The organism is Pseudomonas sp. GL-R-26 (assembly GCF_019947365.1).
Lineage (GTDB): Bacteria > Pseudomonadota > Gammaproteobacteria > Pseudomonadales > Pseudomonadaceae > Aquipseudomonas.
Map to the genome: position 1 here is coordinate 99270 of NZ_JAGYGI010000011.1, position 26821 is coordinate 126090.

Annotated in this window: 24 protein-coding genes and 1 pseudogene; 16 read left to right on the forward strand and 9 right to left on the reverse strand. The window is 60.2% G+C overall.

The window, feature by feature from the left end:
* Positions 1 to 44: 44 nt before the first annotated feature.
* The 3 genes from KGA96_RS13615 to KGA96_RS13625 are packed head-to-tail and all read right to left on the reverse strand — an operon-like array spanning position 45 to position 3340.
* Positions 45 to 1010: an HlyD family secretion protein gene (locus KGA96_RS13615; RefSeq protein ID WP_046042033.1), complete on the reverse strand. Its 966-nt coding sequence runs from the start codon at positions 1008 to 1010 to the stop codon at positions 45 to 47.
* A 4-nt stretch (positions 1011 to 1014) separates the two neighbouring features.
* The gene (locus tag KGA96_RS13620; protein ID WP_032829912.1) at positions 1015 to 1215 is read right to left on the reverse strand and encodes a DUF1656 domain-containing protein; all 201 of its coding nucleotides are present in this window, start codon (positions 1213 to 1215) and stop codon (positions 1015 to 1017) included.
* Positions 1205 to 3340 carry an FUSC family protein gene (locus KGA96_RS13625; protein ID WP_046042035.1) on the reverse strand — a complete coding sequence of 712 codons (2136 nt, stop codon included), beginning with the start codon at positions 3338 to 3340 and terminating at the stop codon, positions 1205 to 1207. Before KGA96_RS13625 ends, KGA96_RS13620 begins: the two co-directional genes overlap by 11 nt.
* Before the next feature lie 215 nt (positions 3341 to 3555).
* On the opposite strand from KGA96_RS13625, the gene KGA96_RS13630 reads away from it, so the two are divergent.
* The 3 genes and pseudogenes from KGA96_RS13630 (at position 3556) to KGA96_RS13640 (ending at position 6559) form a co-directional block, all read left to right on the forward strand.
* Positions 3556 to 4611: a tetratricopeptide repeat protein gene (locus KGA96_RS13630; protein WP_046042036.1), complete on the forward strand. Its 1056-nt coding sequence runs from the start codon at positions 3556 to 3558 to the stop codon at positions 4609 to 4611.
* Between the two features lie 116 nt (positions 4612 to 4727).
* Positions 4728 to 4883: pseudogene (locus tag KGA96_RS13635) on the forward strand (circadian clock protein KaiC); the annotation flags it as partial.
* Positions 4868 to 6559 (forward strand): ATP-binding protein, encoded by a 1692-nt coding sequence (locus KGA96_RS13640; RefSeq protein ID WP_263286975.1) that lies wholly within the window; start codon positions 4868 to 4870, stop codon positions 6557 to 6559. The pseudogene KGA96_RS13635 and the gene KGA96_RS13640, both read left to right, overlap by 16 nt.
* A gap of 4 nt (positions 6560 to 6563) precedes the next feature.
* On the opposite strand, the gene KGA96_RS13645 is transcribed toward KGA96_RS13640, so the two are convergent.
* The 5 genes from KGA96_RS13645 to KGA96_RS13665 form a co-directional block, all read right to left on the reverse strand.
* Positions 6564 to 6941, reverse strand: coding sequence for a response regulator (locus KGA96_RS13645; RefSeq protein WP_007970583.1), 378 nt, complete (start codon positions 6939 to 6941; stop codon positions 6564 to 6566).
* 77 nt (positions 6942 to 7018) lie between these two features.
* The gene (locus tag KGA96_RS13650) at positions 7019 to 8200 is read right to left on the reverse strand and encodes a hybrid sensor histidine kinase/response regulator (RefSeq protein ID WP_046042040.1); all 1182 of its coding nucleotides are present in this window, start codon (positions 8198 to 8200) and stop codon (positions 7019 to 7021) included.
* On the reverse strand, positions 8194 to 8787 hold the full coding sequence (locus tag KGA96_RS13655; protein WP_046042041.1) for a chemotaxis protein CheB: 594 nt from the start codon (positions 8785 to 8787) through the stop codon (positions 8194 to 8196). Before KGA96_RS13655 ends, KGA96_RS13650 begins: the two co-directional genes overlap by 7 nt.
* Entirely contained in the window at positions 8784 to 9599 is an 816-nt protein-coding gene (locus KGA96_RS13660) for a CheR family methyltransferase (protein ID WP_404942364.1), read from the reverse strand. The genes KGA96_RS13655 and KGA96_RS13660 overlap by 4 nt, the downstream gene beginning before the upstream one ends.
* Before the next feature lie 17 nt (positions 9600 to 9616).
* The gene (locus KGA96_RS13665) at positions 9617 to 13105 is read right to left on the reverse strand and encodes a response regulator (RefSeq protein ID WP_223513214.1); all 3489 of its coding nucleotides are present in this window, start codon (positions 13103 to 13105) and stop codon (positions 9617 to 9619) included.
* A 259-nt stretch (positions 13106 to 13364) separates the two neighbouring features.
* On the opposite strand from KGA96_RS13665, the gene KGA96_RS13670 reads away from it, so the two are divergent.
* The 12 genes from KGA96_RS13670 (at position 13365) to KGA96_RS13725 (ending at position 25782) form a co-directional block, all read left to right on the forward strand.
* Positions 13365 to 13727, forward strand: a complete 363-nt coding sequence (locus KGA96_RS13670; protein ID WP_046042127.1) for a response regulator — start codon at positions 13365 to 13367, stop codon at positions 13725 to 13727.
* A 74-nt stretch (positions 13728 to 13801) separates the two neighbouring features.
* Positions 13802 to 15100 carry a glycosyltransferase gene (locus tag KGA96_RS13675; RefSeq protein ID WP_223464095.1) on the forward strand — a complete coding sequence of 433 codons (1299 nt, stop codon included), beginning with the start codon at positions 13802 to 13804 and terminating at the stop codon, positions 15098 to 15100.
* A 109-nt stretch (positions 15101 to 15209) separates the two neighbouring features.
* Entirely contained in the window at positions 15210 to 16115 is a 906-nt protein-coding gene (locus KGA96_RS13680; RefSeq protein ID WP_046042045.1) for an AraC family transcriptional regulator, read from the forward strand.
* A 255-nt stretch (positions 16116 to 16370) separates the two neighbouring features.
* Complete coding sequence (locus tag KGA96_RS13685) at positions 16371 to 17681, forward strand: ABC transporter substrate-binding protein (RefSeq protein ID WP_223513217.1); 1311 nt, start codon at positions 16371 to 16373, stop codon at positions 17679 to 17681.
* A gap of 184 nt (positions 17682 to 17865) precedes the next feature.
* Positions 17866 to 18792: a carbohydrate ABC transporter permease gene (locus tag KGA96_RS13690; protein WP_046042047.1), complete on the forward strand. Its 927-nt coding sequence runs from the start codon at positions 17866 to 17868 to the stop codon at positions 18790 to 18792.
* A gap of 8 nt (positions 18793 to 18800) precedes the next feature.
* A complete protein-coding gene (locus KGA96_RS13695) occupies positions 18801 to 19631 on the forward strand; it encodes a carbohydrate ABC transporter permease (protein WP_046042049.1) in 831 nt (276 codons plus the stop codon).
* A 34-nt stretch (positions 19632 to 19665) separates the two neighbouring features.
* Positions 19666 to 20769, forward strand: coding sequence for an ABC transporter ATP-binding protein (locus tag KGA96_RS13700; protein WP_223464093.1), 1104 nt, complete (start codon positions 19666 to 19668; stop codon positions 20767 to 20769).
* 16 nt (positions 20770 to 20785) lie between these two features.
* On the forward strand, positions 20786 to 22258 hold the full coding sequence (locus tag KGA96_RS13705) for a mannitol dehydrogenase family protein (RefSeq protein ID WP_223513219.1): 1473 nt from the start codon (positions 20786 to 20788) through the stop codon (positions 22256 to 22258).
* A 74-nt stretch (positions 22259 to 22332) separates the two neighbouring features.
* On the forward strand, positions 22333 to 23838 hold the full coding sequence (gene xylB, locus KGA96_RS13710) for a xylulokinase (RefSeq protein WP_223513221.1): 1506 nt from the start codon (positions 22333 to 22335) through the stop codon (positions 23836 to 23838).
* A gap of 6 nt (positions 23839 to 23844) precedes the next feature.
* Positions 23845 to 24789, forward strand: a complete 945-nt coding sequence (locus KGA96_RS13715; RefSeq protein ID WP_223513223.1) for a carbohydrate kinase family protein — start codon at positions 23845 to 23847, stop codon at positions 24787 to 24789.
* 240 nt (positions 24790 to 25029) lie between these two features.
* Entirely contained in the window at positions 25030 to 25296 is a 267-nt protein-coding gene (locus tag KGA96_RS13720) for a DUF2790 domain-containing protein (RefSeq protein WP_046042055.1), read from the forward strand.
* A gap of 90 nt (positions 25297 to 25386) precedes the next feature.
* Positions 25387 to 25782 (forward strand): hypothetical protein, encoded by a 396-nt coding sequence (locus tag KGA96_RS13725; RefSeq protein WP_046042056.1) that lies wholly within the window; start codon positions 25387 to 25389, stop codon positions 25780 to 25782.
* On the opposite strand, the gene KGA96_RS13730 is transcribed toward KGA96_RS13725, so the two are convergent.
* Positions 25779 to 26045, reverse strand: a complete 267-nt coding sequence (locus KGA96_RS13730) for a DUF1652 domain-containing protein (RefSeq protein WP_046042057.1) — start codon at positions 26043 to 26045, stop codon at positions 25779 to 25781. The two genes, KGA96_RS13725 and KGA96_RS13730, sit on opposite strands and share 4 nt — an antisense overlap.
* Positions 26046 to 26323: 278 nt before the next feature.
* On the opposite strand from KGA96_RS13730, the gene eco reads away from it, so the two are divergent.
* Entirely contained in the window at positions 26324 to 26806 is a 483-nt protein-coding gene (eco, locus tag KGA96_RS13735) for a serine protease inhibitor ecotin (protein WP_046042058.1), read from the forward strand.
* Positions 26807 to 26821 lie beyond the last annotated feature (15 nt).

A 26821-nucleotide genomic window follows, 5' to 3' on the forward strand; every position in this document is an offset into this window, starting at 1 on the left:
GAATGTGAGTCCGTCATCGCGAGCAGGCTCGCTCCTACAGGGGGTCAGTGTTGGTCTTTGGAGCTGTGGTTTTCCTGGACGGTCACAGTGGCGGTAGTCCCCGCTCTCAGGTTGTTTTTACCGGCATAGTCGGCATCGATCTCGATCCGCACCGGCACCCGTTGCGCCAGTTTGATCCAGGTGTAACTGGGGTTGATGTTGGCCAGCAGGCGGCCACCGGGAAGGTTTTCCCGGTCGGCGATGGCGAAGGCAATGCTCTGCACTTTGCCGCCGAACGTTTCGCCACTCATCAACTCGATCTTGACCCGATCACCCTCCCCGATCCGCGGCAACTTGGTTTCTTCGAAGTAACCGCTGACATAGAACGATTCACTGTCCACCAGCGCCAGCAAGGGACCGCCGGCCGAGGCGTAGTCGCCCTCCCGGGTCAACAGGTTGGTGACATAGCCGGTCACCGGGGAGACGACATGGGTACGCTGCAAGTCGAGCTCGGACTGGGTCAAGGCCGCTATAGCCAGTTGCACGTTGGCCTGGGCCAACACCAGATTGGCCTGGTTACGCAGCAGGTCTGCCTGGGCCACAGACACATCGGTGTTGGCCTTCTCCCACTCTTCGCCGGAAATCGCCGAACGATCCTTGAGCGTGCGCCGACGCTGCTCCTCACTCTGGCGTTGTTTGAGCAAGGCTTCGCTGGCGGTAATGGCCGCCTGGGCCTGCCCCAGCGAGGCTTTCGCCACCTCCACCGCGCGTTTGGAATGCTCCACCGCCAGGGTGTAACGCGCCGGATCGATCTCCAGCAGCGCCTGGCCTTTGTTCACATGCTGGTTGTCCTGCACGGCCAGGCTGACGATTCGCCCCGAAACGTCGGCGGACAAGGTCACCACATCGGCACGCACCCGGGCATCCCGGGTCCAGGGCGCGCGGGTGTAATGCTCCCAGGCGAACCAGCCCAGGATGAAGGCCAGCAGTACCACCGCTACCGTCGAGAGTCGGGAAAGGATGTTCTTCAAGGCATCAGGCTCCCATGACCAGAATCAGCGTGGCGCAGACGCAGGCGTACAGCGCGCCTTCGAACAACGCCTCGTGCCAGACGAACTGCAGCACGCCGAGGCGCCGCAACGTCCAGTCCAGCAGCAGGAAAATCGGCAAGCCCAGCAGCAGCGCCTGGGCAATCGGGGGCAGATAGGCACCACCCACTTCCAGATCAATGGGCAAGGACAGGGTCTCCTTCAAGGCCTGAGGGTTGAAAGTAGCCGCGATAGCGTTCGACGAACGAGACCACGATCAACAGCGCCACGCGCATGCGAAACACCGACCACAAGTGCTCATGGACATCGGTATGCAGGGCATCCAGGTCGTCGCCCAGGGTGTGAAGGCTATCAAGCACCAGCGCCACTTCGACCCCGGGCCGGCCGGCGACCAGCCTGCCTGTTTCCCGGACTGTCGAAAACAGGCGACTTTGCAGATCCGGGCTCAGCAGTGCGTTGTTCTGCCCCTGCTGTCTGAGCTGATTCAAGGCAATACCCAGTGCCATGCAGGCCAGGCTGACTTGAAACAGTTCGCGCGATTGTGGCTCCCGGGTCGCGGGCAGTAGCCCCAGCATCATGGTCAGGCGGTCAACCATGCGGCTCTCGAAGGCAAACTGCTGCTCATCGGTCGCCGAGGTTTTCAGCAAGGCGTACACCTGCTCGCCGTTCTCTTTGTGGAGCCGGCGCATGCGCAAATCCGGCATGTACGGAAAGATCAGCGCATAGACACTCAAGGCCAGTACGGTCGCGCAGGTATAGGCCCCGGCAAACTCGAACCACTGGATGGCGGTGTTTTGCCCGATCCCTACGTTCAACGGGCCAAGCAACAAAAACGTCGTGAGCCCCAGGCCAATGCCGGTACCTGTGGTGGGTGGGCTGGCCAATCCCACCGCTACGGCGTAGAGCAAGGGCACCAGCAGCAACGCAAGCATCTCGAAATTGCTGATCATCGGCACAAACAGAAACTGAAGGAGCGCCGAGGCCACCAGTGCCAGCCCGAATCCCCGGGCATAGCTTTGCACCGCCAGCAGCGGCCGGGGAAACGTCGACATCAGCGAGCACAGGATGCCCAACAGCACCATCCCGCCTCGGGCACCGTCCCAGCCGGTTTCGATCCAGATCAGACCGGCGATCAACAGTGCGGAAAAGGCCCGGATGGCGTTCATGGTCGCCAGGGTAAAGTCCAGGTGCAGCGGGTTTTCCCGCCCGCGATACACGCTGCTGGCCGGACGCCCGCTCTGGATGGCATCGCTCAATTCCAGAATCTGCTCAAGCTGCTGTAGCAGGCGCGCCTGTTCCCAGCGCAGCGACCAGGCCAGCGAGCGCAAGGTGGCCGGTAGCGGCTCGGTCAATTGTTCGGCCCTGTAGGCGAGCTCATCAAAGCGTTGTTGCAGCGAGGTGAAATGGTGGCGCTTTTCACTGGACAGCGAACGCCCCTCTTGCGCCAGCTCATCGAGAAAGGCCAGTTCTTCGGCGCGCAGCCGTTGAATCTCTTCAGGCAACTCGCCCTCCCAGCGCTCGGTCAACAGCAGCCGCTGGTGGCGCAAGGCAGTCAGCCGCGCGGTCAATAGCACCAGTTGGTTGCCCAGCAGTTGCACCAGACCGTTGGCACTGCGTAACCGTGGTGCATCGAAGTACATGTGTCGACGCACGCCCTCCAGGCCGCTGATCTGGCCCAGCAGCTGCATTTGCCGCTGTTGGAAGTCAGCCTCGCTCTCCTCTGTGCGGATGACGGCGCTGGCGTGGGTCGCCAGCAACCGGGTGATTTGATCGATCCTGGCGAAGTAATCCCGGGCCACGGCCTCTGGCCTGGCGGTGAGCAGGCTGACCACGCACACGCAGGCAACCGCCAGCAAGGTTTCGGTGAGGCGGGTCACCGCCAGTAAAAAGGTGCCGTCCTGATCGGGAATCGCCAGCAACGCGATGACCACGGCGGTGTAGCCACTGAGTACGAATGCCCCGGAACTGGTGTAGCGCAACAGCGTGCCACCGGCAGTGCACAGCGCCAGCCACAGGGCCAGGGTGGTGATGAACGGCAACGGTGCCTGGGGAAATATCGCCATGATTGCCACCGCTACGACGGCCCCCGTGGTGGTACCGATGACTTGGCCAAAACTGCGGGCCAGCACCATGCCGCCCAGTGGCTGGCTGATGATGACCACAGCCATGATCGACCACTTGGGCTGGTCCAGGTCGAACAGAAACGCCAGGTACAGGGTCAACAACCCGGCCGCGATGGTTCGCAGGGCAAACAGCAACACCCCGGGGCCGGGGTTGAGCATGGCCTTGAAGTACTGCAACAACCCTTGCATGGGAACACTCGTCGAGACACCTCCAGCAAGCGTAGTCACTGCTGCGGGGCCTCGACAGGTTTTGCTGTCGACGCAGCCTGCAGGTCCATCGATAGTCGGCTGAAGGGCTGTTCAACCGTTTGAATCAAGCGTGAACGTCGTCAAGGTTTGACTCAAGGCCTGGCCTGACCGAAGCTGGCGCCTTTGCAAAAGCTTGCCAGCTTCCGGATTCCTGCATGCCCAAGTCCCGCCGCATTCTGTTTATCAGCCTCTTCGCCCTGCTCGTCATCGGTTTTGCGTGGTTTTCCCTGCGCGATACCACCCCGGTGGTTCCCGAAGCCATCCAGCATGGCTACAGCGAAGCGCTGGCGGCTGCCCGTGCCGGTCAACCGGGTGCCGCGCGGGTGCTCTATCAGCAATTGGCCCGTCCGGACCTGTCCCCCAAGCGTCGTATCTGGTTGCATGCCGAACTGCCCAACTACCCAAGCTCGGTGGCCCTGAAGCTGGCGGATGCCGACTTGCAGAACGAGTCGCCCGACGTACGTATCGCGGCGATCAGGAGCATCAGCGGCCTGGTCCCGAACGGTCAGCGCAGTCTGCTGCTGGGCCCATTGCTCGAAGACAGCGAACAAAGCGTGCGGCTGGAAGCCATCAACGCGCTGCTGGGGTTGTCCCCGGATGACCTGGGTTTGTATTTCGGGCCGCTGGAACAAGCCATCGATGCCTGGGAGCAAGTGCTCAGGAGCGAGCCACAAAGCGCTGAAAACCAATACCAGCTGGCCCGACTGCATTTGCACAACGCCGAACTCAAGGAAGCGCAACAGGCGCTGGACAACACCCTGCGTCTGGCGCCGGACAACCTGCCGGCGCTGGTGCTGCAAATCGAAGTGCTGGATAAACAGGGCCAAAACGACGCCGCCCGGCAACTGTTGGCCAGGCAACTGCAGGCACAGCCCAACTCCGCCTACCTGCAACATGCCCTGGGGCTCTGGCTGCTGCATCACGAGCAAAGCGAATTCGCCCTGCTCGGCCTGTCCAAGGCCGTCGAACTTGAGCCCAATAACCGCGATTACCGCTACGACCTGGCCACCACGTTGCACGGTGAGCAGGAGCTCGAAGCGGCGCAGAAACAGTTGCAGGAAGTCGTTCAGCGACATCCCAACGATCGCAAGGCTCGGGTGCTGCTGATCAATTACTGGAAGGAAAGCGGGCAGCTGCAAAACGTGCAGGTCCTGTTGGCCCAACTCGAACAGATGAACCCCGATGATCCGGCGTTGCAACAAGGGCTTTGACCCCGACTGAAATTTCGTTGAACCGTCGTCCTGGCCAGGGGTCAAGTGAAAAGGCAGCCTATTGCCATACGTCGCAATGGCAGCCTCGTTGACCCTGGCCATATGAGGACGCTTGTTTGTCTCTATCCAACGATTTGAACCGAGCCAAGGCCGCCACCGGTATCGAAGGTCTGGACGATATCCTCAACGGCGGATTGTCCCGTGGTCGTGTGTGTTTACAGGGAGGCGAGTTCCGCCAGGACGCCTTGTCCCATGGATGGCAACTGGACAATATCCCGTGAAGGCCGTACAAGCGACACCCGAACGCGCCATCATCCTTGCACCGCGGGGGCGCGACGGCCAGATTGCCTTGATGATGCTCAAAAAGGCAGGGCTCCACGGGGTGATCAGTCGCGACCTGCCGGGATTGTGCGCCGAGCTGGAACAGGGTGCCGGCCTGCTGCTGATCTCTTCCGAGGCGCTGCTGGGTGCTGATCTCGAACCGCTGATCCGCCTGATTGAACAGCAGCCCACGTGGTCGGACCTGCCGATCGTGTTGATGACAAACCATCGTGGCCCGCAACAGAACCCGGCATCATGCTTCGGCGCGCAATTGGGCAACGTCACCTTCCTTGAACGGCCTTTTCACCCGGTCACACTGATCAGTCTGGCCACCACCGCCTTGCGCGGGCGACGACGACAGTACGAAGCCAGGGATCGCCTGATTGACCTGAGCCAAAGCAAATTGCGCCTGCAAAACACCCTCGAAACCCTTGAACAGCAGGTGGAGGAGCGCACCGCGCAACTGCGCCACAACGAAGAAGTGCTGCGCCAGTCGCAGAAAATGGAAGCCGTCGGCCAGCTCACCGGCGGCATCGCACATGACTTCAACAACATGCTGACCGGCATCATCGGCAGCCTGGAGTTGTTGCGTCGACGTCTGGCCCGGGGGCGAACCGAAGACCTGGACAGCCTGATCGACCTGGGGGTGACGTCGGCCAACCGCGCGGCAGGCCTGACGCACCGCCTACTGGCGTTTTCCCGGCGCCAGTCGCTGGACTCCAAACCCGTGGAGATGAACAGCCTGGTGATCTCCATGGATGAACTGCTGCAACGCAGCATCAACGAAACCATTTGCCTGGACATGCAACTGGACGAACAGCTGTGGGTGGCCGAAGCCGACCCCAATCAACTGGAAAGCGCCCTGCTCAACCTTGTGATCAATGCCCGCGATGCCATGCCCGATGGCGGCAAGCTGCTGGTCTCGACCTCCAACCAGCACTTTGACGAGGACTTCACTCAAGGCCAGAGCAATCTCGATGCGGGTGACTACGTGGTACTCAGCGTCACCGACACCGGCTGTGGCATGCCGCAAAGCACCATCAACCGCGCCTTCGACCCCTTCTTCACCACCAAGCCCATCGGCCAGGGCACCGGGCTGGGGTTATCGATGATCTATGGTTTCAGCAAACAGTCTGGAGGTCACGTCGCCATCCACAGCGAAGTGGGCAAAGGCACCACGGTGAGTCTGTTTCTGCCGCGCTTTGGCGGTGACCTGCCCCGGGACCATCCACTGGACGTCGAACATTCACCTTTCGCCAACAATGGCGAGACGGTGTTGATCGTCGAGGACGATCCGGCGGTGCGGGTGCTGGTCAGCACGGTGTTGAGCGATCTGGGTTATGCCTACGTCGAGGCCTGTGATGGCGATAGCGCGGTGCCGATACTCGATTCGGCTCAGCGCATCGACCTGCTGATCAGCGATGTCGGGCTGCCCGGCATGAATGGCCGGCAACTGGCGGAAATCGGTCGGCAACTGCGGCCCGATCTCAGGGTGCTGTTCATCACCGGCTACGCCGAACACGCCGCGGTGCGCGGTGGGTTCCTCGATCCGGGCATGCAGATGATCACCAAGCCGTTTACCTTCGACCTGTTGACGGCGAAGGTCAGGGAGATGATCAGGGTCTGAACGCTTACGAAAGCATGTCCTGCATCAATTCCTGCAATTTATCCAGATCGAAGGGTTTGTCCAGGATCGGCGCCTTGCGTGTGATCGGGCTGTCGGTTTCTCGGATTTCCTGGGCATAGCCGCTGATGAAAATCACCTTGAGTTCCGGTCGCAGCTTCACGGCGGGCTCGGCGATCTGCACGCCGGAGATTCCTCCGGGCAGGCGGAAGTCGGTGATCATCATGTCCAGGTGCGGTTTGCTCGCCAGGATCTCGAAAGCCTGTTCGCCGTTTTCGGCCTGCAACACGCGGTAACCTTCGCCCGACAGATAAGCGGACAGCACCATCAGAATCGAGGGGTCGTCCTCGACGACGAGTACTACATCTTGTGCATCTTCGCTCATGGGAAGCCTTTGTTCGGTCAATTGCTGCTGATACGACCGTGGGGTCGATCAGAGGTTGCGTTTACCTGGCTGTTTTCCTACAGCGGCAGACAAACGCGAAACAAGGCGCCTTCGCCAATCCTGCTCTGGACGGTAATAGTACCGCCATGGGCGGCCACAATCTGTTCTGAAATAAACAACCCCAGGCCCAGACCGGCGACGGCGTGTTTGGCCGATACCCGCTCGAACTGCTGGAAGATCCGCTTCTGATTTGCCTCGCTGATGCCGATCCCTTGATCCTGCACGTCCATCAGCGCCTGGCCACCTTCACTGTAGACCTTCACCGAGATCGGGCTCTTGGCTCCGTAGCGCAAGGCGTTGGTCAACAGGTTGGAAATGACCTGTTCAATACGAAACTCGTCCCAGTTTCCGATCACCGGTTGCGCGGCATCGAGCGAGACCGAGGCCTCGGCGGCGTCGATCTGCTGGGAAAAGTTGTGCAAAACGTCGTGAACCAGCGTCGAAAGGTCAACGCGCGTCGGACGGATCGACAACTTGCCGGTGCGAATGCGCGAGACATCGAGCATGTCTTCGATCAAGCGGATGAGGCTTTTGATCTGCCGCTCGTCGCGGTCGACCATCGCGTGCATCTTGTCCAGGGTAAACGCGGCGGCGTTGTCCCGGGCCAGGTGCATCTTGCGTAGCTGGGTTTCAAGGATCAGTCCGTTGAGCGGCGTGCGCACTTCGTGGGCGACGATGGACATGAAGTCATCGCGCATGCGCACCGCCTGCTCCAGTTCCAGTTGAGTACTTTGCAGTTGCTTGAGCAGGGTCTCCTGTTCGCGGCGACTTTGCTCAAGGGCCAGCACTTGCTCCTTCATCGCCTTGCTCTGGCGATACAGGTCGACGAACACACTGACCTTGCTCTTGACCGCCTGGATGTCCAGCGGCTTGTGCAGGAAGTCCACGGCTCCGCTTTCATAGCCCTTGAACGCGTAGTTCAGTTCACGCCCGGCGGCGCTGACGAAAACGATCGGGATGTTCCTGGTCTTTTCCGTGCCACGCATCAACTCGGCCAACTCGAAGCCATTCATGCCGGGCATCTGCACATCGAGGATGGCCAAGGCGAATTCGTGTTGCAACAACAGGGACAAGGCTTCGTCGGCGCAAAGGGCCTTGTAGACGATGCGGTCCTCACGCTTGATCAGTGCTTCGAGCGCCAGCAGATTCTCCGGTAGATCGTCCACGATCAGCAGTTTGGCCTTGATATTACTCAGCATGCGATTCGTTCCAGTTCGACAAGCAAACGGCCGATGCCACGTACAGGAAGTATGTGGTCCGGCTGGTGCATCTCCAGGGCGGCCTGGGGCATGGTGGCGACCTGAGCCTCTTGCGGGTCTTGCACGATGGTCAGGCCACCGCGCTGCTTGACCAGGGCCAGGCCGCGCGCGCCATCGCGGTTGGCGCCGGTGAGCAGTACCGCCGCCAGATTGGCGCCGTACGCATCGGCGGCCGATTCGAACAGGTAATCGATGGCGGGTCGCGAATGATGCACGCGAGGCTCCAGGCTCAGGGAAAAGCTGCGGTCCCGCTCCACCGACAGGTGATAACCGGGCGCGGCGAAATACAGTGTGCCGGCTTTGACCGGGGTCTTGTCGCACGCTTCCAGCACCGGCAGGGCAACCCGGCGAGAGAACACGTCCGCCAGCTGGCTGCGGCGCTCGTCCGGCATGTGCAGCACGACAATGATTGGCAGTGCGAAGCCTTCGCGCAGCGGGCCGAGGATGTTCAACAGCGCCTCGACGCCACCGGCGGAGGCACCGATCACGATCGCTTCGATCGCCGGCAACTTCGTTGCACTGTTCATGATTTTCGATAGATCCGTTCTTGTTTGACCAACGGTTCGAACTGATCGCCGAAGGCTGAGAAATCCGGGGTTTCCTTACTGCCCAGTACCAAAAAACCGCGATGGCAGAGGGACTCATGAAACAGTCCGAATGCCCGATCTTGAAGTTTTTTATTAAAATAAATCAGTACGTTACGACATGAAATTAATTGGGTTTCGGAAAATACGCTGTCCGTCGCCAGGCTGTGATCGGCGAAGGTCACGTTCTCGCGCAGGGTCTTGTCGAAAATCGCGTACCCATAGGCCGCCGTATAGTAGTCGGCAAACGAACTCTGGCCACCGGCCTGCTGATAATTAGCAGTGTAGGCGCGGACGTTCTCCATCGAGAAAATCCCTTGCTTGGCCTTTTCCAGCGAGCGCGGATTGATATCGGTGGCATAGATGATCGTGCGGTCCAGCAGGCCCTCTTCGCGCAACAGAATGGCCATCGAATACACCTCCTCACCGGTGCTGCATCCGGCGATCCAGACTTTGATCGAGGGGTAGGTTCGCAGCAGCGGCACCACTTCCTTGCGGATGGCCAGGAAGTGCGAGGGGTCGCGAAACATCTCGCTAACCGGAATGGTCAGCAACTGCAGCAGTTGCATGAACGCGGCGGGGTCGTGCAGGACCTTATCCTGCAATGCCGAGATGGTGTTGCACTCGAACTGGCTCAACGCATGGTTGACCCGGCGCTTGATCGAAGCGCCGGAGTAATCTCGAAAATCGTAGCTGTACTTGAGGTAGATCGCCTCGATCAACAACCGCAGTTCGATTTCGCTGTTTCGCTCCACTGAAAAACTGCCCTCCACTAGATCCGTTCCATCTTCGGTAACCACACGCGAATCAGCGAAAACAGGCGATCGAGATCGATGGGCTTGGCCAGGTAATCGTTGGCGCCGGCCTGCAGGCAGCGCTCCTGATCGTCCTTCATGGCCTTGGCCGTCACCGCGATGATCGGCAGCTTGCGCCAGCGCGGGTCCTTGCGGATTTCAACGGTGGCTTCAAAGCCATCCATTTCCGGCATCATCACGTCCATCAACACCAGATCGATGTCTTGCACCTCATTGAGTCGTTCAATCGCTTCGCGGCCGTTGCGGCCAATGACCACGACTGCGCCCTTATGCTCCAGGGCGCTGGTGAGGGCGAAAATGTTGCGCACATCGTCATCCACCAGCAGCACCTTGCGGCCTTCGAAGACCTTGTCGCGGCTGCGGGCGACCTTGAGCATCTTCTGCCGTTCATGGGACAACCGTGATTCGACTTTGTGCAGAAAAAGCGTCACCTCATCCAGCAACCGCTCTGGCGAGCGTGCGCCCTTGATGATGATCGAACGCGAATACTTGCGCAGTTCGGCCTCTTCATCCCGGGTCAGGTTGCGCCCGGTATAGACGATAACGGGCGGAAAGGAGCAGATGTCTTCGGTGGACATGCGCTTGAGCAAGTCATTGCCGAGCATGTCCGGCAACTTGAGGTCGATGATCATGCAATCGAAGACCGACGTGCGCAGCAGGTCCAGCGCCTCCTGAGCCAGGCCAACGGCGGTGATCTCGATGTCATCGTCGCCGATCAGGCGGGCAATGCTGTCGCGCTGCAAGTCGTCGTCCTCGACCAGCAGCACGCGCTTGACCTTCTGGGTCAACTTGGCCTCGAGGCGTGCAAACACGTCCTTGAGTTCCTCGCGGGTGGTCGGTTTGACCGCATAGCCAATGGCGCCCATGTGCATCGCCGCCTCGACCCGGTCTTCGACCGAAATCACATGCACCGGGATGTGCCGGGTTTCGGCGTGTTCCTTCAGGCGTTGCAGCACGGTCAGGCCGGAATGATCCGGCAGGCGCATGTCCAGCAGGATCGCATCGGGGATGAACGCCTTGGCCAGTTCGTAGCCTTCGTCGGCACCGTGGGCCACCAGGCATTGATAACCCAGTTCATGGGCCAGGTCGTAGAGGATGTGCGCAAAGTTCGCCTCGTCCTCCACCACCAGAATGCAGCGGGTGGTGAACGGCCCCTTGTTGCGATCGTCGTCGAAACGCGGAATGTCAACTTCGGCCACCAAAGGCGACAACGTAGGCGGCAATACACTCGGCGCTGCCGCAGGAGCGGCTCGCATCGGTTCGACAGGCACTTCGCCAGGTTCCACGTACTGCTGCGGCAAGACCAGGGTAAACACACTGCCCTGCCCCGGCGTGCTGGTCACACTGATGGAGCCGCCGAGCAAGGCCGCCAGGTCACGGGAAATCGACAAGCCCAGCCCGGTGCCGCCGTAACGCCGATTGGTGGTGCCATCGGCCTGACGGAACGCTTCGAAAATGCTTTCGTGCTGATCCACATCGATGCCGATTCCGGAATCGCGGATGCTGAACACGATGCCGTCATTCGGCGCCGTGGCGACGGACAGGCCGACGCTGCCGCTTTCAGTGAACTTCACGGCGTTGGACAACAGGTTCTTGAGCACTTGCTCCAGGCGCTGGCGGTCGGTGAACAGCATCAGCGGCGCACCGCCCTGCACATCCACCTGGAAATCCAGCTGCTTGTCCGTGGCCAATGGCTGGAACAGGCCGCGCAGGCCATCCACCAGCCGGGCGACGCTGGTGTTCTCTGGATGGATCTCCAGCTTGCCGGCCTCGACCTTGGAAATATCCAGAATGTCGTTGATCAGGTGGAGCAAGTCATTGCCGGCGGAGTAGATCGACTCGGCGAATTTGACCTGCTCGGCAGTGAGGTTTTCTTCCGGGTTTTCCGCCAGCAACTTGGCCAGGATCAACGAGCTGTTGAGCGGCGTACGCAACTCATGGGACATGTTGGCGAGGAATTCGGACTTGTACTTGCTCGAGCGCTGCAATTCTACTGCGCGATCTTCGAGCTGGATCTGGGCCTGATTGAGTTCGGTATTCTTCAGATCCATGGCGTCGCGTTGCTCGGCCAGTACTTCTGCCTGCTCGGCAAGTTGTTCGTTGGTCTGCTCCAGCTCCACCTGCTGGGTTTCCAGGTGAGCCTGGGACTCCTTGAGAATCCGCGACTGCTCTTCAAGCTCTTCGTTGGCGGTCTTGAGTTCTTCCTGCTGAACCTGCAATTCTTCGTTGAGTTGCTGGGTTTCGGCCAGTACCTCCTGCAAACGCTGGCGATAGCGTGCCGCCTCGATCGAGGTGCCGATGTTGCCGGCTATCAGCTCAAGCAATTCAACGTCACGGTCCGTCAGTGGACGCAGAAAGCCCAACTCGATCACGCCATTGATCCGCTCGTCGTCGCTGGTTGGCACCACCAGCACACTGCGGGGCAAACCGTCACCGAGGCCCGAGCTGACCTTGAAGTAATCCCCCGGGACCTCGTCCAGGCGAATCAGCCGTGCCTGCTGCGCCACCTGGCCGACAATGCCTTCGTCGCTGTAGATCTGCTGTTCACGATCCTCCTGCTCACGGGAAAAACCGTAGGTGGCGATGCGCCTGAGGCCGCCGTGGTCTTCGCGCACATAAATGGCCGCCACGGCGGTGCCCAGGTACTGCGCGCAGAATTGCAGGATGTTGCGACCCAGCATGTTCAGGCTCAATTGCCCCAGCACTTGCTCGGCCAGCTCGGTCTGGCCGTTGCGCAGCCAGGCCTGCTGCTCCAGGTGATGGGCGCTGGCCTGTTGGGCGGCAAGGTTGACGCTGTAGTTCTGCGACAGGGTCAACAAATCGCGGCGCCCGACATACGACAGCAACCCGCTGACCCCGGCTATGAACAACAGGTAGAGGCTGATGCTCGTGATCGTGGTGCGCCGCACTTCATCATTGCGCGATGCGCGCAACTGTTGCTCGGTGTCGATCACCGCCTCGAACTGCTTGCGAATTTCATCGGTCAGGCGTTTGCCGCGTCCGGCCTTGACCACGGCGCGATAATCGCCGTTGCTGCGCTGCAAATCGATCATCGATTGCGCGTAGTTGGTCCACTCCTGCTGCAAGGCCTGCAACCGTAACAAGCGATCAGTCTGCACCGGATTGTCGGCGGTCAGTTCGAGCAAGGAGTTGAGTTCCACGGCGATGCGCGGCTTGGCGGTTTCGTAGGGATCGAGGAAGTGTTCTTCGCCACTGAGCAGGAAACCGCGCATCCCGGTTTCCAGGTCCACGGTCAACTTCACCGCTTCATTGGCGTTATTGATCACCCGGTCGGTGTGTTCCACCCACTGGATCGTCGACAACAAATAGGTGATCAGCGACACGAAGAACACGGCGCTGATGAGACCCAGACCCAACGGCAGGCTGATGTTGCGACTCAGGAGTTTACGAAATCGTTGCTCATCAACCGAGGACGCGGAGGTCATGGGGCAGGCCTTGTCGAACTGTCAGAATGCAAGGAGTTTGCCCCAAAACTGGCACATTGATCCAATTTTCTGACATGTTTGCGCGCAAGGTCCTACATTCCGCTGCTCCCGTTCCAGTGCACGGGTTATCCTTGCCTGACCTGCGCCGCCAATCCTTTTTCCAACGCATTGGGAACTTGTCGGGATCCGCCACTTGCTCATGCAAGAGTCAGGTGATTTCCAGCGCCCGGCAATGCCAATCTTTTTCGGGGATTCGACTATGTCATCCGCCAACGCCTCCACCATCCTCGTCGTCGAAGACGATGCCATCGTGCGCATGCTGATCGTCGACGTACTGGAAGAGCTGGAATTCAAGGTGCTGGAAGCCGATGGCAGCGAACAGGCGCTGGAGACGCTCAAGGACGTGAGCCAGCAAATTGACCTGATGATGACTGATGTTGGCCTGCCGGTCATGGACGGCCGCGAACTGGCCACCCTCGCCCGCACGTTACGCCCCGACCTGCCCATCCTGTTCGCCAGCGGTTATGCCGAAAACATCGAAGTGCCTGTCGACATGCACGTGATCGGCAAACCCTTCTCCATTGATCAGTTGCGCGACATGGTCAAAGGCATTCTCGGGTGACCCTGCGCTGTGCTGTGGTTTAATGCGCGGCTTTTTCGTCCCTGCCCTGTCTTCGCTTCAAGGAAATCCTGTACATGATTGAGCCCCGCGCAACCAAAGTCCTGGTCATTGGTTACGTCTGGCCCGAGCCCCGCTCTTCCGCGGCCAGCGGGCATGTCATGCAGATTCTCGAGGTTTTCCTGGAACATGGCTGGGACATCACGTTCAGCAGCCCGGCAGGCTTCGGCGAGCAACGCGCAGACCTGACAGCGTTGGGTATTCGCGAAGTCCCCATCGAGCTGAACAACAGCAGTTTCGACGCATTCATCAGCGAACTGGCGCCGGACATCGTGCTGTTCGATCAATTCATGATGGAGGAACAGTTCGGCTGGAGGGTCGAGAAGCATTGCCCCGATGCCTTGCGCGTGCTCGAAAGCTGCGACCTGCAAAGCCTCCGGCAGGGTCGGCATCAACGCCTCAAGGAGCGCTTGAAGGCCAGTGACGACAACAATGACTTCAGCGACCTGTTCGCCCCAGCGTCGCGCGACGAATTTGAACACATGGCCAATACCGATATGGCGAAGCGCGAAATCGCCTCATTTTATCGTTGTGATTTGACGCTGATGGTTTCCGAAGTGGAAATCGAATTGCTGGCCGAGCAGTTCCGGTTTCCCCGCTCCCTGTTGCACTGGTGCCCGTTGATGGTCGATGTTCCGACTCGTGCGCCGGTACCCTTTGAAGACCGGGCACACTTTCTACATATCGGTAACTTTCGCCATGCACCCAACTGGGATGCGGTGCTCTGGTTGAAAACCGCTATCTGGCCGCTGATTCGCGAGCAGATACCCGGCGCTCAATTGCATATCTATGGTGCCTACACACCACCCAAGGCGACTGCCCTGCATAACCCGGCCCAGGGTTTTCATGTCATGAACTGGGCAGAAGACGCCTTGCAAGTCATGTCGTCGGCGCGGGTTTGCATGGCGCCTCTGCGTTTTGGCGCGGGAATCAAAGGCAAGATTGTCGATGCGATGCTCTGTGGCACACCGAATGTGACGACGCCAGTCGGCGCCGAGGCGATGCATGGCGAAGAGGCATGGCCCGGTGCAGTGACCCGTTCGGCACGTGAGTTCGCCGATCATGCCGTGCAACTGCACAACGACAAGACTCGCTGGCAGGATGCCCAGGCGCACGGACAAACCCTGCTTGCCGGCCGCTACCGCAAATCCGTTCATGGCCCGGCCTTGATCCAGCGGCTGGTCGATTGCCAACGGGATATGGTCAACATCAGACGAGATAACTTTACCGGCAGCATGCTGCGTCATCACCAGCACAAGAGCACTCAATACATGGCGCAATGGATCGAGGCGAAAAACCGACTGAATCAGGAGTAGCTCGCCCTCCTTGAGCGCGCCTTGCACGAACAGACGCATCGGCGGTAGTAGCGCTATCGATCCGGCAAGAGGCATGATCCGGACGGGATAACAACACAAGCGCCCTGACATGACCCGCACCGCCAGAGTCACCGATCCTTCCTATGAGTTGATGGACGACCACAACGGCTTGTCCATCATCTACCGCCAGCATGGTTTCCCCTGCCCGCTGGTGCGCTGGCATTTCCACAAGGAATACGAGCTGCACCTGATCGTCGCCAGTTCCGGCAAGGTGTTCATCGGCGACTACATCGGCAACTTCTATCCGCAAACTCTATTCCTGACCGGTCCCAACCTGCCCCACAACTGGATCAGCCAGGTCGCCGAGAATGAAGTGGTGCCCAAGCGCGACATGCTGGTCAACTTCACCGACGAGTTGTTCGACAGCGGCTATCAGGTGTTCGCCGAACTCAAGGCCCTGGCACCGCTGCTGGAGCGCGCGCAGTACGGCATCGAGTTTCGTTGCAAGCACACCATCGGCAAGGCGATGGATCTGATGCAGCGCATTGCCGATACCACCGGTGTGACCCGTCTCGGGCACTTTTTCATTCTGCTGGAATTGCTCGCGGCCACCGACGACTACCAATTGCTCTCTGGCGCCACAACCCCGCAACTGGCCGACGAGCACAACATCGATCGCACCAACCGCGCAGTGGATTACATTTTTGCCCACTACGCCCGGGATTTGACGCTGGAGGAAGTCGCAGATCATCTGGGCATGAAACCGACTTATTTCAGCCGGGTATTCAAGCAGGCCACCGGGCGCAATTTCATTGAATTCGTCAATCGCCTGCGCATCAGCAAGTCCTGCGAGTTGCTGGCCGATGGCGACAAGCCGGTGACCGATGTCTGCTTCGAATCGGGCTTCAACAATATTTCCAACTTCAACCGACGCTTCCAGCAACTCAAGGGCATGACGCCTTCGCATTACCGGCGGTTGGTGGTGCAGCGGTTGACCGAGCAAAACCTGGGTTGACCCCTCACATCCCACAGGTACAGCGCTAAGCCTTGAAACCTGTACGGATTCAATACCCCTCCTTCGCTGAAAAGCCCTTCCCTGCGCCCAACACCCAAAACTTCAGTGCAAAAAAGTATCGATCAAGGTGCGATGGATGATTTGTCTCGCCTGCCATTGAAGGATGTAATCAGCACAGATTCTTCCCTCCGCAGGAAGACACAAAAACAATAACTGTCCTTCTGTCTCCCGCCGGGTGCAGAAAAGGAGTGCACGATGCAACCTTCGGTAAAAGCCCTGCTTACCCTCACCTGCATGACCCTCAGCAGCGTCACCCTTGGTGCGCAGACCCTGACCATCGCCACCGTCAACAACAGCGACATGATCCGCATGCAAAAGCTCTCGAAAACCTTCGAGGCCGAGCATCCGGACATCAAGCTCAATTGGGTGGTCCTCGAAGAAAACGTCCTGCGCCAGCGCCTGACCACCGACATCGCCACCCAGGGCGGGCAGTTCGACGTGCTGACCATCGGCATGTACGAAGCCGCACTCTGGGGCGCCAAGGGCTGGCTGGAGCCGATGAGGGATTTGCCGGCCAGCTATGCCCTCGACGACGTGTTCCCGTCGGTGCGCGAAGGCCTGTCGGTCAAAGGCTCGCTGTACGCCCTGCCGTTCTACGCCGAGAGCTCGATTACCTATTACCGCACCGACCTGTTCAAGGACGCTGGCCTGACTATGCCCGAGCGTCCGACCTGGGAGCAGATCGGTGAATTCGCCGCCAAACTGAACAAACCCGAGCAGGAACAGTACGGTATCTGCCTGCGGGGCAAGGCTGGCTGGGGCGAGAACATGGCGCTGATCAGCACCGTGGCCAACGCCTATGGCGCGCGCTGGTTCGATGAAAAGTGGCAGCCGGAATTCAACGGCCCCGAATGGAAAAACGCGCTGAACTTCTATGTCGACACCATGAAGCAATCCGGCCCGCCGGGGGCGTCGAGCAACGGATTCAATGAAAACCTGGCGCTGTTCAACAGCGGTAAATGCGCGATCTGGGTCGATGCCAGCGTCGCCGGCTCGTTCGTCACCGACAAGTCCCAGAGCAAGGTCACCGATCACGTCGGCTTCACCTATGCGCCGCATCAGGTCACTGACAAGGGCTCGGCCTGGTTGTACTCCTGGGCGCTGGCCATTCCGACCAGTTCCAAGGCCAAGGACGCGGCGAAAACCTTCAGCGCCTGGGCCACGTCCAAAGAATACAGCGCACTGGTCGCGGAAAAAGACGGCATCGCGAACGTGCCACCCGGCACCCGGGCCTCGACCTACAGCGAGGCGTACATGAACGCCGCGCCGTTCGCCAGGGTCACGCTGGAGTCGCTCAAGGCCGCGGACCCGGGCAAGCCGGGCGCCAGGCCTGTGCCGTACATCGGCATCCAGTTGGTGACCATTCCCGAGTTCCAGGGCATTGGTACCCAGGTCGGCAAATCCTTCTCGGCGGCGCTGATCGGCCAGACCACGGTCGACCAGGCCTTGGCGGCAGCCCAGCAAACCACCGAGCGCGAGATGAAGCGCGCGGGTTATCCCAAGTAACCCTTCAGTACTCATTTTTGTGGCGAGGGAGCTTGCTCCCGCTGGGCTGCGAAGCGGCCCCAAACCCAGCAACAGTGTCTTTTCTGACAGGACACTTTCGCCAGGTTTACGACTGCTTCGCAGCCGAACGGGAGCAAGCTCCCTCGCCACAAGTAACTCGCCGAATAACGAGCAAGTGATCACCATGAATACATCAACTGCCAAAGCTCACATGGACATTGCCCAACCCCAGCGCAAAAGCCGCGTGGCCAATCCCGGCTGGTTCCTGGTCAGCCCTTCGGTGGCCTTGCTGCTGTTGTGGATGATCGTACCGCTGGGTATGACCGTCTACTTCTCGACGATTCGCTACAACTTGCTCAACCCCGGCGAGAACGAGTTCGTCGGGCTGGAAAACTTCACCTACTTCCTCACCGACTCGGGCTTCCTGCCCGGCGCCACCAACACCTTGTTGCTGGTGGGCAGCGTGCTGCTGATCAGTGTGGTGTTCGGCGTGCTGATCAGTGCGCTGCTTGAGGCCAGTGAGTTTTTCGGTCGCGGCATCGTGCGGGTGATGCTGATCTCGCCGTTTTTCATCATGCCCACGGTGGGCGCGCTGATCTGGAAGAACCTGATTTTCCATCCGGTGTCGGGGATTCTCGCCTACGTCTGGAAGCTGTTCGGTGCGCAACCGGTGGACTGGCTGGCGCACTACCCGCTGCTGTCGATCATCATCATTGTCTCGTGGCAATGGCTGCCCTTCGCGATCCTGATCCTGATGACCGCCATGCAGTCCCTCGACCAGGAACAGAAAGAAGCCGCGCGCCTCGATGGTGCCGGGCCCATCGCGATTTTCTGGCACCTGACCCTGCCACACCTGGCGCGTCCGATTGCGGTGGTGGTGATGATTGAAACCATCTTCCTGCTCTCGGTGTTCGCCGAAATCTTCACCACCACCAACGGCGGCCCCGGCTACGCCTCGACCAACCTCGCCTACCTGATCTACAACCAGGCGCTGGTGCAGTTCGACGTCGGCATGGCCTCGGCGGGCGGCCTGATCGCCGTGGTCATCGCCAACATCGCCGCGATCATCCTGGTGCGGATGATTGGCAAAAACCTGACCGACAAAGCCTGAGGCCTGCCATGACTCTTCAACAATCCCGTCGTTTGCAAAGCCTGCTGCTCGGTACGTTGGCCTGGGCCATCGCCATCGTGATTTTCTTTCCGATCTTCTGGATGGTACTGACCAGTTTCAAGACCGAAATCGATGCCTTCGCCACACCGCCGCAGTTCATCTTCATGCCGACGCTGGAGAACTACCTGCACATCAACGAGCGCAGCGACTATTTCAGCTTTGCCTGGAACTCGGTGGTGATTTCCTTCAGCGCCACGGCCCTGTGCCTGCTGATCGCGGTGCCGGCGGCCTACTCCATGGCGTTCTACGAAACCCAGCGCACCAGAGGCACGCTGCTGTGGATGCTCTCCACCAAGATGCTGCCGCCAGTGGGTGTGCTGATGCCGATCTATCTGCTGGCCAAGAGTTTCGGCCTGCTCGACACGCGGATCGCGCTGATCGTGATCTACACGCTGATCAACCTGCCGATCGTGGTCTGGATGATTTACACCTACTTCAAGGACATCCCCAGGGACATCCTCGAAGCCGCGCGGCTGGACGGCGCGACGCTGGCCCAGGAAATGCTGCGGGTGTTGCTGCCCATCGCCAAGGGCGGCCTGGCATCCACGGTGCTGCTGTCGCTGATCCTGTGCTGGAACGAGGCGTTCTGGTCGCTGAACCTGACCTCATCGAAAGCCGCGCCATTGACCGCATTGATCGCTTCGTACTCAAGCCCCGAAGGGCTGTTCTGGGCCAAGTTGTCGGCTGTCTCGACCCTGGCCTGTGCGCCGATCCTGATCTTCGGCTGGGTCAGCCAGAAACAACTGGTGCGCGGCCTGTCGTTCGGCGCCGTGAAATAGCCCTCAAAAGAATAAGCACAAAAGGAGCGCCACCATGGCCAACCTGAAAATCAAGAATCTGCAAAAAGGCTTCGAAGGCTTTTCCATCATCAAGGGCATTGACCTGGAAGTGAATGACAAGGAGTTCGTGGTCTTCGTCGGCCCGTCGGGGTGCGGCAAATCCACGCTGCTGCGACTGATCGCGGGGCTGGAGGAAGTCAGCGGCGGCACCATCGAGCTCGACGGTCGCGACATCACCGAAGTGAGCCCGGCCAAGCGCGACCTGGCGATGGTGTTCCAGACCTACGCCCTGTACCCGCACATGAGCGTGCGCAAGAACATGTCGTTCGCCCTCGACCTGGCCGGCGTGGCGAAAGCCGAAGTGGAGAAGAAGGTCAGCGAAGCAGCGCGCATCCTCGAACTGGGGCCGATGCTGGAGCGCAAGCCCAAGCAACTGTCCGGCGGCCAGCGCCAGCGCGTGGCGATTGGCCGGGCCATCGTGCGCAACCCGAAAATTTTCCTGTTCGACGAACCGTTGTCCAACCTCGATGCTGCCCTGCGGGTACAGATGCGACTGGAACTGTTGCGCCTGCACAAGGAACTGCAAGCCACGATGATCTACGTGACTCACGATCAGGTCGAAGCGATGACCATGGCCGACAAAGTGGTCGTACTCAATGGCGGCAAGATCGAGCAAGTCGGTTCGCCGCTGGACCTCTATCACCAGCCGGCCAACCTGTTCGTCGCCGGTTTCCTGGGCACGCCGAAAATGGGCTTCCTCAAGGGTAAGGTCACCCGCGTCGACAACCAGGGCTGCGAAGTGCAACTCGACGCCGGAACCCGCGTCAGCCTGCCCTTGAGCGGCAGGCATCTGAGCGTCGGGAGTGCGGTGACGCTGGGCATTCGCCCGGAGCATCTGGAGCTGGCCAAACCCGGCGATTGCACCTTGCAGGTCACCGCCGATGTCAGCGAACGCTTGGGCAGCGACACCTTCTGCCACGTCCGGACGGCATCCGGCGAAGCCCTGACCCTGCGCGTTCGCGGCGATCTGGCCAGCCGTTACGGTGAAACCCTGAGCCTGCATCTGGATGCGCAACACTGCCATTTATTCGATGCCGACGGCGTGGCGTTGACCCGCCCGCTGCGCGTTGCTGCCTGAATTCAGAGAGCCTGCGATGAAACTCAATAAACACAACCTCAGCCGCCTCGCCCCTGAAGTGGTCCTGCCCGCCTACGCCCTGGGCGAGACCCGCCAAGGCATCGCGCACATCGGCGTCGGCGGTTTCCACCGAGCCCATCAGGCTTACTACACCGACGCCTTGATGAATACCGGCGAAGGCCTGGAGTGGGCCATCTGCGGTGTCGGCCTACGCACTGAAGACCGCCGCGCCCGTGACGACCTTAGGGATCAGGATTACCTGTTCACCCTGTTCGAACTCGGCGATAGCGACGACACCGAAGTGCGGGTGATCGGCGCCATCCGCGACATGCTGCTGGCCGAGGACGGTGCCCAGGCATTGATCGACAAATTGGCCAGCCCCGAGATCCGCATCGTCTCTCTGACCATCACCGAAGGCGGGTATTGCATCGACGACAGCACCGGCGAGTTCATGGCGCACTTGCCGCAGATCCAGCATGACCTGGCGAACCCTGACGCCCCGAAAACCGTGTTCGGTTTCCTCTGCGCCGCACTGGCCAGGCGCCGCGCCGCCGGCACAGCGACCTTCACCCTGATGTCCTGCGATAACCTGCCGCACAACGGCGCCGTCACCCGCAAGGCCCTGCTGGCTTTCGCCGCCTTGCACGACAGCCAATTGCGCGACTGGATCGACACCAACGTCAGTTTCCCCAACGCCATGGTCGACCGCATCACGCCGATGACCAGCACCCACCATCGCTTGCAACTGGCGGACCAGCATGGCGTGGACGATGCCTGGCCGGTGGTCTGCGAACCCTTCGCGCAATGGGTGCTGGAAGACCGGTTCGTCAACGGTCGCCCGGCCTGGGAAAGGGTCGGCGTGCAATTCACCGACGACGTCACGCCCTACGAAGAAATGAAGATCAAGCTGCTCAACGGCAGTCATCTGGCGCTGACCTACCTGGGGTTCCTCAAGGGTTACCGCTTCGTCCACGAGACCATGAACGACCCGCTGTTCGTGCGCTACATGCGCACCTACATGGATCTGGACGTGACGCCACAGCTGCCGGCGGTGCCAGGAATCGACCTGACCGAGTACAAGAACACCCTGGTGGCGCGCTTCTCCAATCAGGCGATTGCCGACCAGCTTGAACGGGTGTGTTCGGACGGCTCGTCGAAGTTTCCGAAATTCACCGTACCGACCATCAACCGCTTGATCGCCGATGGCCGCGAGACCAAGCGCGCGGCGTTGGTGGTGGCGGCGTGGGCGCTGTACCTCAAGGGCGTGGATGAGCATGGCGAGACCTACGCGATTGCGGATCCACGGGCGGCATTCTGCCAGGCGCTGGTGGCCGATGATGTGTTGATTACCCAGCGTTTGCTGGCGGTCGAGGAGATTTTTGGTACGGCCATTGCGCGCTCGCCGGAGTTTGTCGCGGCTTTTGAGTGGTGTTGCAACAGCTTGCGGGAGGTTGGGGTTTCGCGGACGTTGGAGCGGGTGCTGGCTTGAGGTCGGTGGTGTAGCGACTGCCGTCTTCGCGAGCAGGCTCGCGATAAGGGCTTACTGATATCCAAGGATCTTGCATGACAACCCAACAACTATTCCTCGGCATCGACTGCGGCACCCAGGGCACCAAAGCGGTCATCCTCGACGCCGTCAGCGGCGAGGTGCTGGGCCAAGGCGCAGCCACCCACACGATGATCAGCGGCCCCAACGGCCGTCGCGAACAGGACACCGGCCAGTGGCTGGAAGCCTTCGCCACCGCCACCCGCCGCGCCTTGCTCGCGGCCAAAGTCGATGGCCAGTCTATTCTCGGCATTGGCGTGTCCGGCCAGCAACATGGCCTGGTGCTGCTCGACGATCAGGGCAAGGTGTTGCGCCCGGCGAAACTCTGGTGTGACACCGAAACGACCCCGGAGAATGACCGACTGCTCGCGCACCTGGGTGGTGAAAAGGGTTCTCTGGAACGCCTCGGCGTGGTCATCGCGCCGGGCTACACCGTATCCAAGCTGTTATGGACCAAAGAGCAGCATCCCGAGGTGTTCTCCCGGATCGCCGGCATTCTGCTACCCCACGATTACCTCAACCATTGGCTAACCGGCCGCAGTTGCAGCGAATACGGCGATGCCTCGGGCACCGGGTATTTCAACGTGCGTACGCGCCAGTGGGATTTGCAGTTGTTGCGCGACATCGACCCCAGCGGACGCCTGCAAGCGGCGCTGCCGGAGCTGATCGATGCCCACCAGGCGCTCGGCATCATTCTGCCGGGCATCGCCGAACACCTGGGCATCAACCCGAAGGCCCTGGTCTCCAGCGGTGGCGGCGACAACATGATGGGCGCCATCGGTACCGGCAACATCCAGCCCGGTGCAATCACCATGAGCCTGGGCTCGTCGGGCACGGTGTACGCCTATGCCGATCAGCCGTACGTCGCCGTGGATTCCGCGGTTGCCACGTTCTGTTCTTCCAGTGGCGGCTGGCTGCCTTTGATCTGCACCATGAACCTGACCAATGTCACCAGCCTGATTCGTGACCTGCTGGACCTCGACATCGATCAGTTCAACGAACTGGTTGCCCAGTCGCCGATAGGTGCCGAGGGCGTTTGCATGCTGCCGTTCTTCAACGGAGAGCGGGTGCCTGCCCTGCCCCATGCCAGTGCCAGCCTGTCGGGGCTGACCATGACTAACCTGACCCGGGCCAACCTGTGCCGCGCGGTGGTCGAAGGCACGACGTTCGGTTTGCGTTACGGACTGGACCTGCTACGCCACAATGGCTTACAAAGCCGCAGCATTCGGCTGATCGGCGGCGGGTCAAAAAGTGCGGTCTGGCGGCAAATCGTCGCCGACACCATGAATACGCCGGTGATCTGCACCGAACAAAGCGAGGCTGCGGCCTTGGGTGCGGCGATTCAGGTGGCCTGGTGCGTATCCCGGGCGAACGGGCGCGAAGACAGCCTGGCGCAATTGTGCGAGCGCTGCGTGAAACTCGACCCGGTCAGTGAAACCCTGCCGGTCGCCGACAATGTGCAAGCCTGCCAGCAGGCGTATGAACGCTATCAACAGCAAGTCGCAACCCTAATTAAAGAGTGAACAACTATGTACCTGGTGTGTGGCGAAGCGCTGTTCGATTTTTTCAGTGAAAACGACGCCAGTGGTGTGGCGTCCAAAGTGAATTTCAAGGCCATTGCCGGTGGCTCGCCGTTCAACGTGGCGGTGGGCTTGCGCCGCTTGGGCGTGGACGCGGCGCTGTTGGCCGGGTTGTCCACCGACTACCTGGGCCGGCGCCTGCTGCAAGTGTTGCAGGATGAGGGCGTGTGCCAGGACTACCTGCTGGATTTTGCCGCGCCGACCACCCTGGCGATGGTCGCGGTCGGGGCCAATGGCTCGCCGCAGTACAGCTTCCGTGGCGAAGGCTGCGCGGATCGACAATTGCAACCGGAGCACCTGCCGACACTCGGGCCTGAGGTACGCGGCCTGCATATCGGCTCGTTTTCCCTGGTAGTGCAGCCGATTGCCGATACACTATTGGCATTGGTGCGTCGGGAAAGCGGCAAGCGCCTGATCAGCCTCGACCCCAACGTTCGCTTGAACCCGGAGCCGGACATCCGCCTGTGGCGTAACCGGATCGCGACGCTGGTGGAGCTGGCTGATCTGATCAAGGTCAGCGACGAGGATCTGCATCTGCTTTACCCCGGCCAAGACCCGGCGCAGGTTATTGAGGGCTGGTTGCAGCACCGCTGTCAGCTAGTGTTCCTGACCCGGGGTGGCGAAGGCGCGAGCGTGTTCAGCCGGACTCACGGTTCGTGGTCGGCTCCTGCCTGTGCGGTAAAAATCGCCGACACCGTGGGTGCGGGCGATACCTTTCAGGCGGCCCTGATTACCTGGCTGACTGAACAGCAACTGGACTCGGTAGAGGGCGTGAAGCAACTTGGCCGCGAGCAGATCGATCGCATGCTGAAGTTCGCGGTGCAGGCGGCGGCGTTGACGTGCAGCAAGACCGGGCCGGATTTGCCTTATCGCAAGCAACTGGATTTGCGCTGAGTTCAAAGGCCTCATCGCGAGCAGGCTCGCGTTGACTTTCCATCAGGCGCCCTATGGTCTTAACTGATACACAGGATCGCGCATCCGCGGCAAGCGGTGTTCAGCCGGGTTAACCCTCGCTTAACCGTGCGATCCAACACTTCACTGGACCGCACGCTCTCAGACTGTTCTGACGCCCAGTGCGGCAAGTTCGACAAGCGACACATCGAACTGACATCCCGTCCGCACCGGAGATCGCTGATGAACACTCGCACCCTGCTGGTTACCGCCGCCTTCGCCTGCACCGCGTTTGCCGGCCTGGCTCAGGCCAATGACACCACAACTTCCCAAGCCGTGCCCTATCACTACGGCATGCCATTGCATGTCAGCAAAGTGATTTCACTGACCGAGCCGGACACCATGGAGTGCAAAGTGGTGAAGGCCGAGATGAAGTACATCGATGACACGGGAAAACCCGCAGAAATCACCTACCGTAAACTTTCCGACGCTTGCGAGAACCAGGGCTGACTGAATAGTCTGATTTGGTACTTGGCAGTATTCCTTTGAGGGTTGCGGCGCTATGCTCTAGCGCCCCCTCTCTGCCCGCAAGGATTGGCCATGCAGTTGTCGTTTCGCACGTTATCGATGTTTACCGCCGCTTTATGCCTTGTTCTGAGCCTGGTCTGGGGCCTGACACCGCAATGGTTATTGTCGTTCTGGGATATCGAGTTTTCATTCGCGGTGGGATTGGTCGCGCGACGCACCGCCGTGCTGTTTGGGGCGTTGAGCGTGTTCTCTTTTCTGGTTCGCAACGCGCCCCCTTGCGAAACCCGCAAAGCGCTGAGCCTCGGCTTCGTCGTCGGCGCCTGGGGATTGGCCGTGCTGGGTTTTGCCGAATGGCTCAGTGGCCATGTCGGGCCGGGGATTTTGCTGGCAGTCGGGTTTGAACTGGCGCTGGGCCTGGCATTCTTCCAGACCCGGCGCGTGTCCGTCGAACTCGAAACAGCAGGCTAGAGCGCTTTACCCAGCATAGAGTGCGGATCGACCTCGATGTGATGCTGTCGGGAACGCAGTTGGGCAATCAACTCGTTGATTTCCCGACAACCATTGAGCCCGGAGGCATCGATGCCGGTGACCAATAGATCGAGCTGATCGGTTTTCCCGTCTGCATAGACCTTGACGGTCATCGACAGATCCGGCGACAGCGTGCACTGGCAGCGCTTGGGCAGAAAACTGCTTTCGATGATGTTGCGAATTTCCAAGGCAGAAAGAAACATGGCGACTCCCTCCTTTGTGAGACTGCCCGACGATCAATGCTTGCTCATTTGAAATCCCGGCAAGCTTCAAGGACAGCTACAGCATAAAACATACCCCGGATTTCGCAGTGCAGTTCATCGGCAATTCAAGGTTAAGGCGAGTTACCTGTAAAGCCTGTCATGCAGTTTGCAATAATCGGACTTGGCGACCCTGCAATTTGAACACCGGGCGTCCCGGGTTTGCATTCACTGCACACGACAGTGAAAATGCCGCCCTTCACTTCAAGCAAGGAGGCATCATGAGTTCGTTGACCGTTAACGCTTGCACTGCGCTAGTCGCACTGGGGCTTGCAGGCGTGGCCCACGCCGCCAAACTCGAAGACACCGCACCCTATCCGAAGGCCGAAAGCGGGTTCACCCGCCAGGTGATCCACCTCGCGCCACAGACCCGGGAAAACGACTTCCAGGTCGAGATCCTGGCTGGCAAGACGATGACCGTCGACTGCAACAATCCGCGTCTGGGCGGCATTCTCGAGGAGAAGAACCTCGAGGGGTGGGGCTATCCGTTCTATCGCCTGGAAAAAGTCATTGGCCCGATGAGCACGCTGATGGCCTGCCCGGCCGGCACGAGCAAGCAGGGTTTTGTACCGGTGGTCGGTGACGGCTTCCTGGTGCGTTACAACAGCAAGCTGCCGCTTGTGCTGTACGTGCCCAAGGACATCGAAGTGCGCTATCGGATCTGGTCGGCGTCGACCAAGGTCGAGAAAGCCGTTCAGGAGTAACCAGGCTAGCCGGCG

Excerpts from the sequence above, each read along its gene's own strand:
- eco (WP_046042058.1), top strand. The coding sequence starts at position 26,324 with ATGAGTTCGTTGACCGTTAACGCTTGCACTGCGCTAGTCGCACTGGGG.
- KGA96_RS13645 (WP_007970583.1), bottom strand. The coding sequence starts at position 6,941 with ATGAGCGAAGATGCACAAGATGTAGTACTCGTCGTCGAGGACGACCCC.
- KGA96_RS13665 (WP_223513214.1), bottom strand. The coding sequence starts at position 13,105 with ATGACCTCCGCGTCCTCGGTTGATGAGCAACGATTTCGTAAACTCCTG.
- KGA96_RS13655 (WP_046042041.1), bottom strand. The coding sequence starts at position 8,787 with ATGAACAGTGCAACGAAGTTGCCGGCGATCGAAGCGATCGTGATCGGT.
- KGA96_RS13675 (WP_223464095.1), top strand. The coding sequence starts at position 13,802 with ATGATTGAGCCCCGCGCAACCAAAGTCCTGGTCATTGGTTACGTCTGG.
- KGA96_RS13705 (WP_223513219.1), top strand. The coding sequence starts at position 20,786 with ATGAAACTCAATAAACACAACCTCAGCCGCCTCGCCCCTGAAGTGGTC.
- KGA96_RS13690 (WP_046042047.1), top strand. The coding sequence starts at position 17,866 with ATGAATACATCAACTGCCAAAGCTCACATGGACATTGCCCAACCCCAG.
- KGA96_RS13725 (WP_046042056.1), top strand. The coding sequence starts at position 25,387 with ATGCAGTTGTCGTTTCGCACGTTATCGATGTTTACCGCCGCTTTATGC.
- KGA96_RS13730 (WP_046042057.1), bottom strand. The coding sequence starts at position 26,045 with ATGTTTCTTTCTGCCTTGGAAATTCGCAACATCATCGAAAGCAGTTTT.
- KGA96_RS13720 (WP_046042055.1), top strand. The coding sequence starts at position 25,030 with ATGAACACTCGCACCCTGCTGGTTACCGCCGCCTTCGCCTGCACCGCG.
- KGA96_RS13670 (WP_046042127.1), top strand. The coding sequence starts at position 13,365 with ATGTCATCCGCCAACGCCTCCACCATCCTCGTCGTCGAAGACGATGCC.
- KGA96_RS13700 (WP_223464093.1), top strand. The coding sequence starts at position 19,666 with ATGGCCAACCTGAAAATCAAGAATCTGCAAAAAGGCTTCGAAGGCTTT.
- KGA96_RS13630 (WP_046042036.1), top strand. The coding sequence starts at position 3,556 with ATGCCCAAGTCCCGCCGCATTCTGTTTATCAGCCTCTTCGCCCTGCTC.
- KGA96_RS13625 (WP_046042035.1), bottom strand. The coding sequence starts at position 3,340 with ATGCAAGGGTTGTTGCAGTACTTCAAGGCCATGCTCAACCCCGGCCCC.
- KGA96_RS13680 (WP_046042045.1), top strand. The coding sequence starts at position 15,210 with ATGACCCGCACCGCCAGAGTCACCGATCCTTCCTATGAGTTGATGGAC.
- KGA96_RS13715 (WP_223513223.1), top strand. The coding sequence starts at position 23,845 with ATGTACCTGGTGTGTGGCGAAGCGCTGTTCGATTTTTTCAGTGAAAAC.
- KGA96_RS13685 (WP_223513217.1), top strand. The coding sequence starts at position 16,371 with ATGCAACCTTCGGTAAAAGCCCTGCTTACCCTCACCTGCATGACCCTC.
- xylB (WP_223513221.1), top strand. The coding sequence starts at position 22,333 with ATGACAACCCAACAACTATTCCTCGGCATCGACTGCGGCACCCAGGGC.
- KGA96_RS13695 (WP_046042049.1), top strand. The coding sequence starts at position 18,801 with ATGACTCTTCAACAATCCCGTCGTTTGCAAAGCCTGCTGCTCGGTACG.
- KGA96_RS13650 (WP_046042040.1), bottom strand. The coding sequence starts at position 8,200 with ATGCTGAGTAATATCAAGGCCAAACTGCTGATCGTGGACGATCTACCG.
- KGA96_RS13640 (WP_263286975.1), top strand. The coding sequence starts at position 4,868 with ATGGCAACTGGACAATATCCCGTGAAGGCCGTACAAGCGACACCCGAA.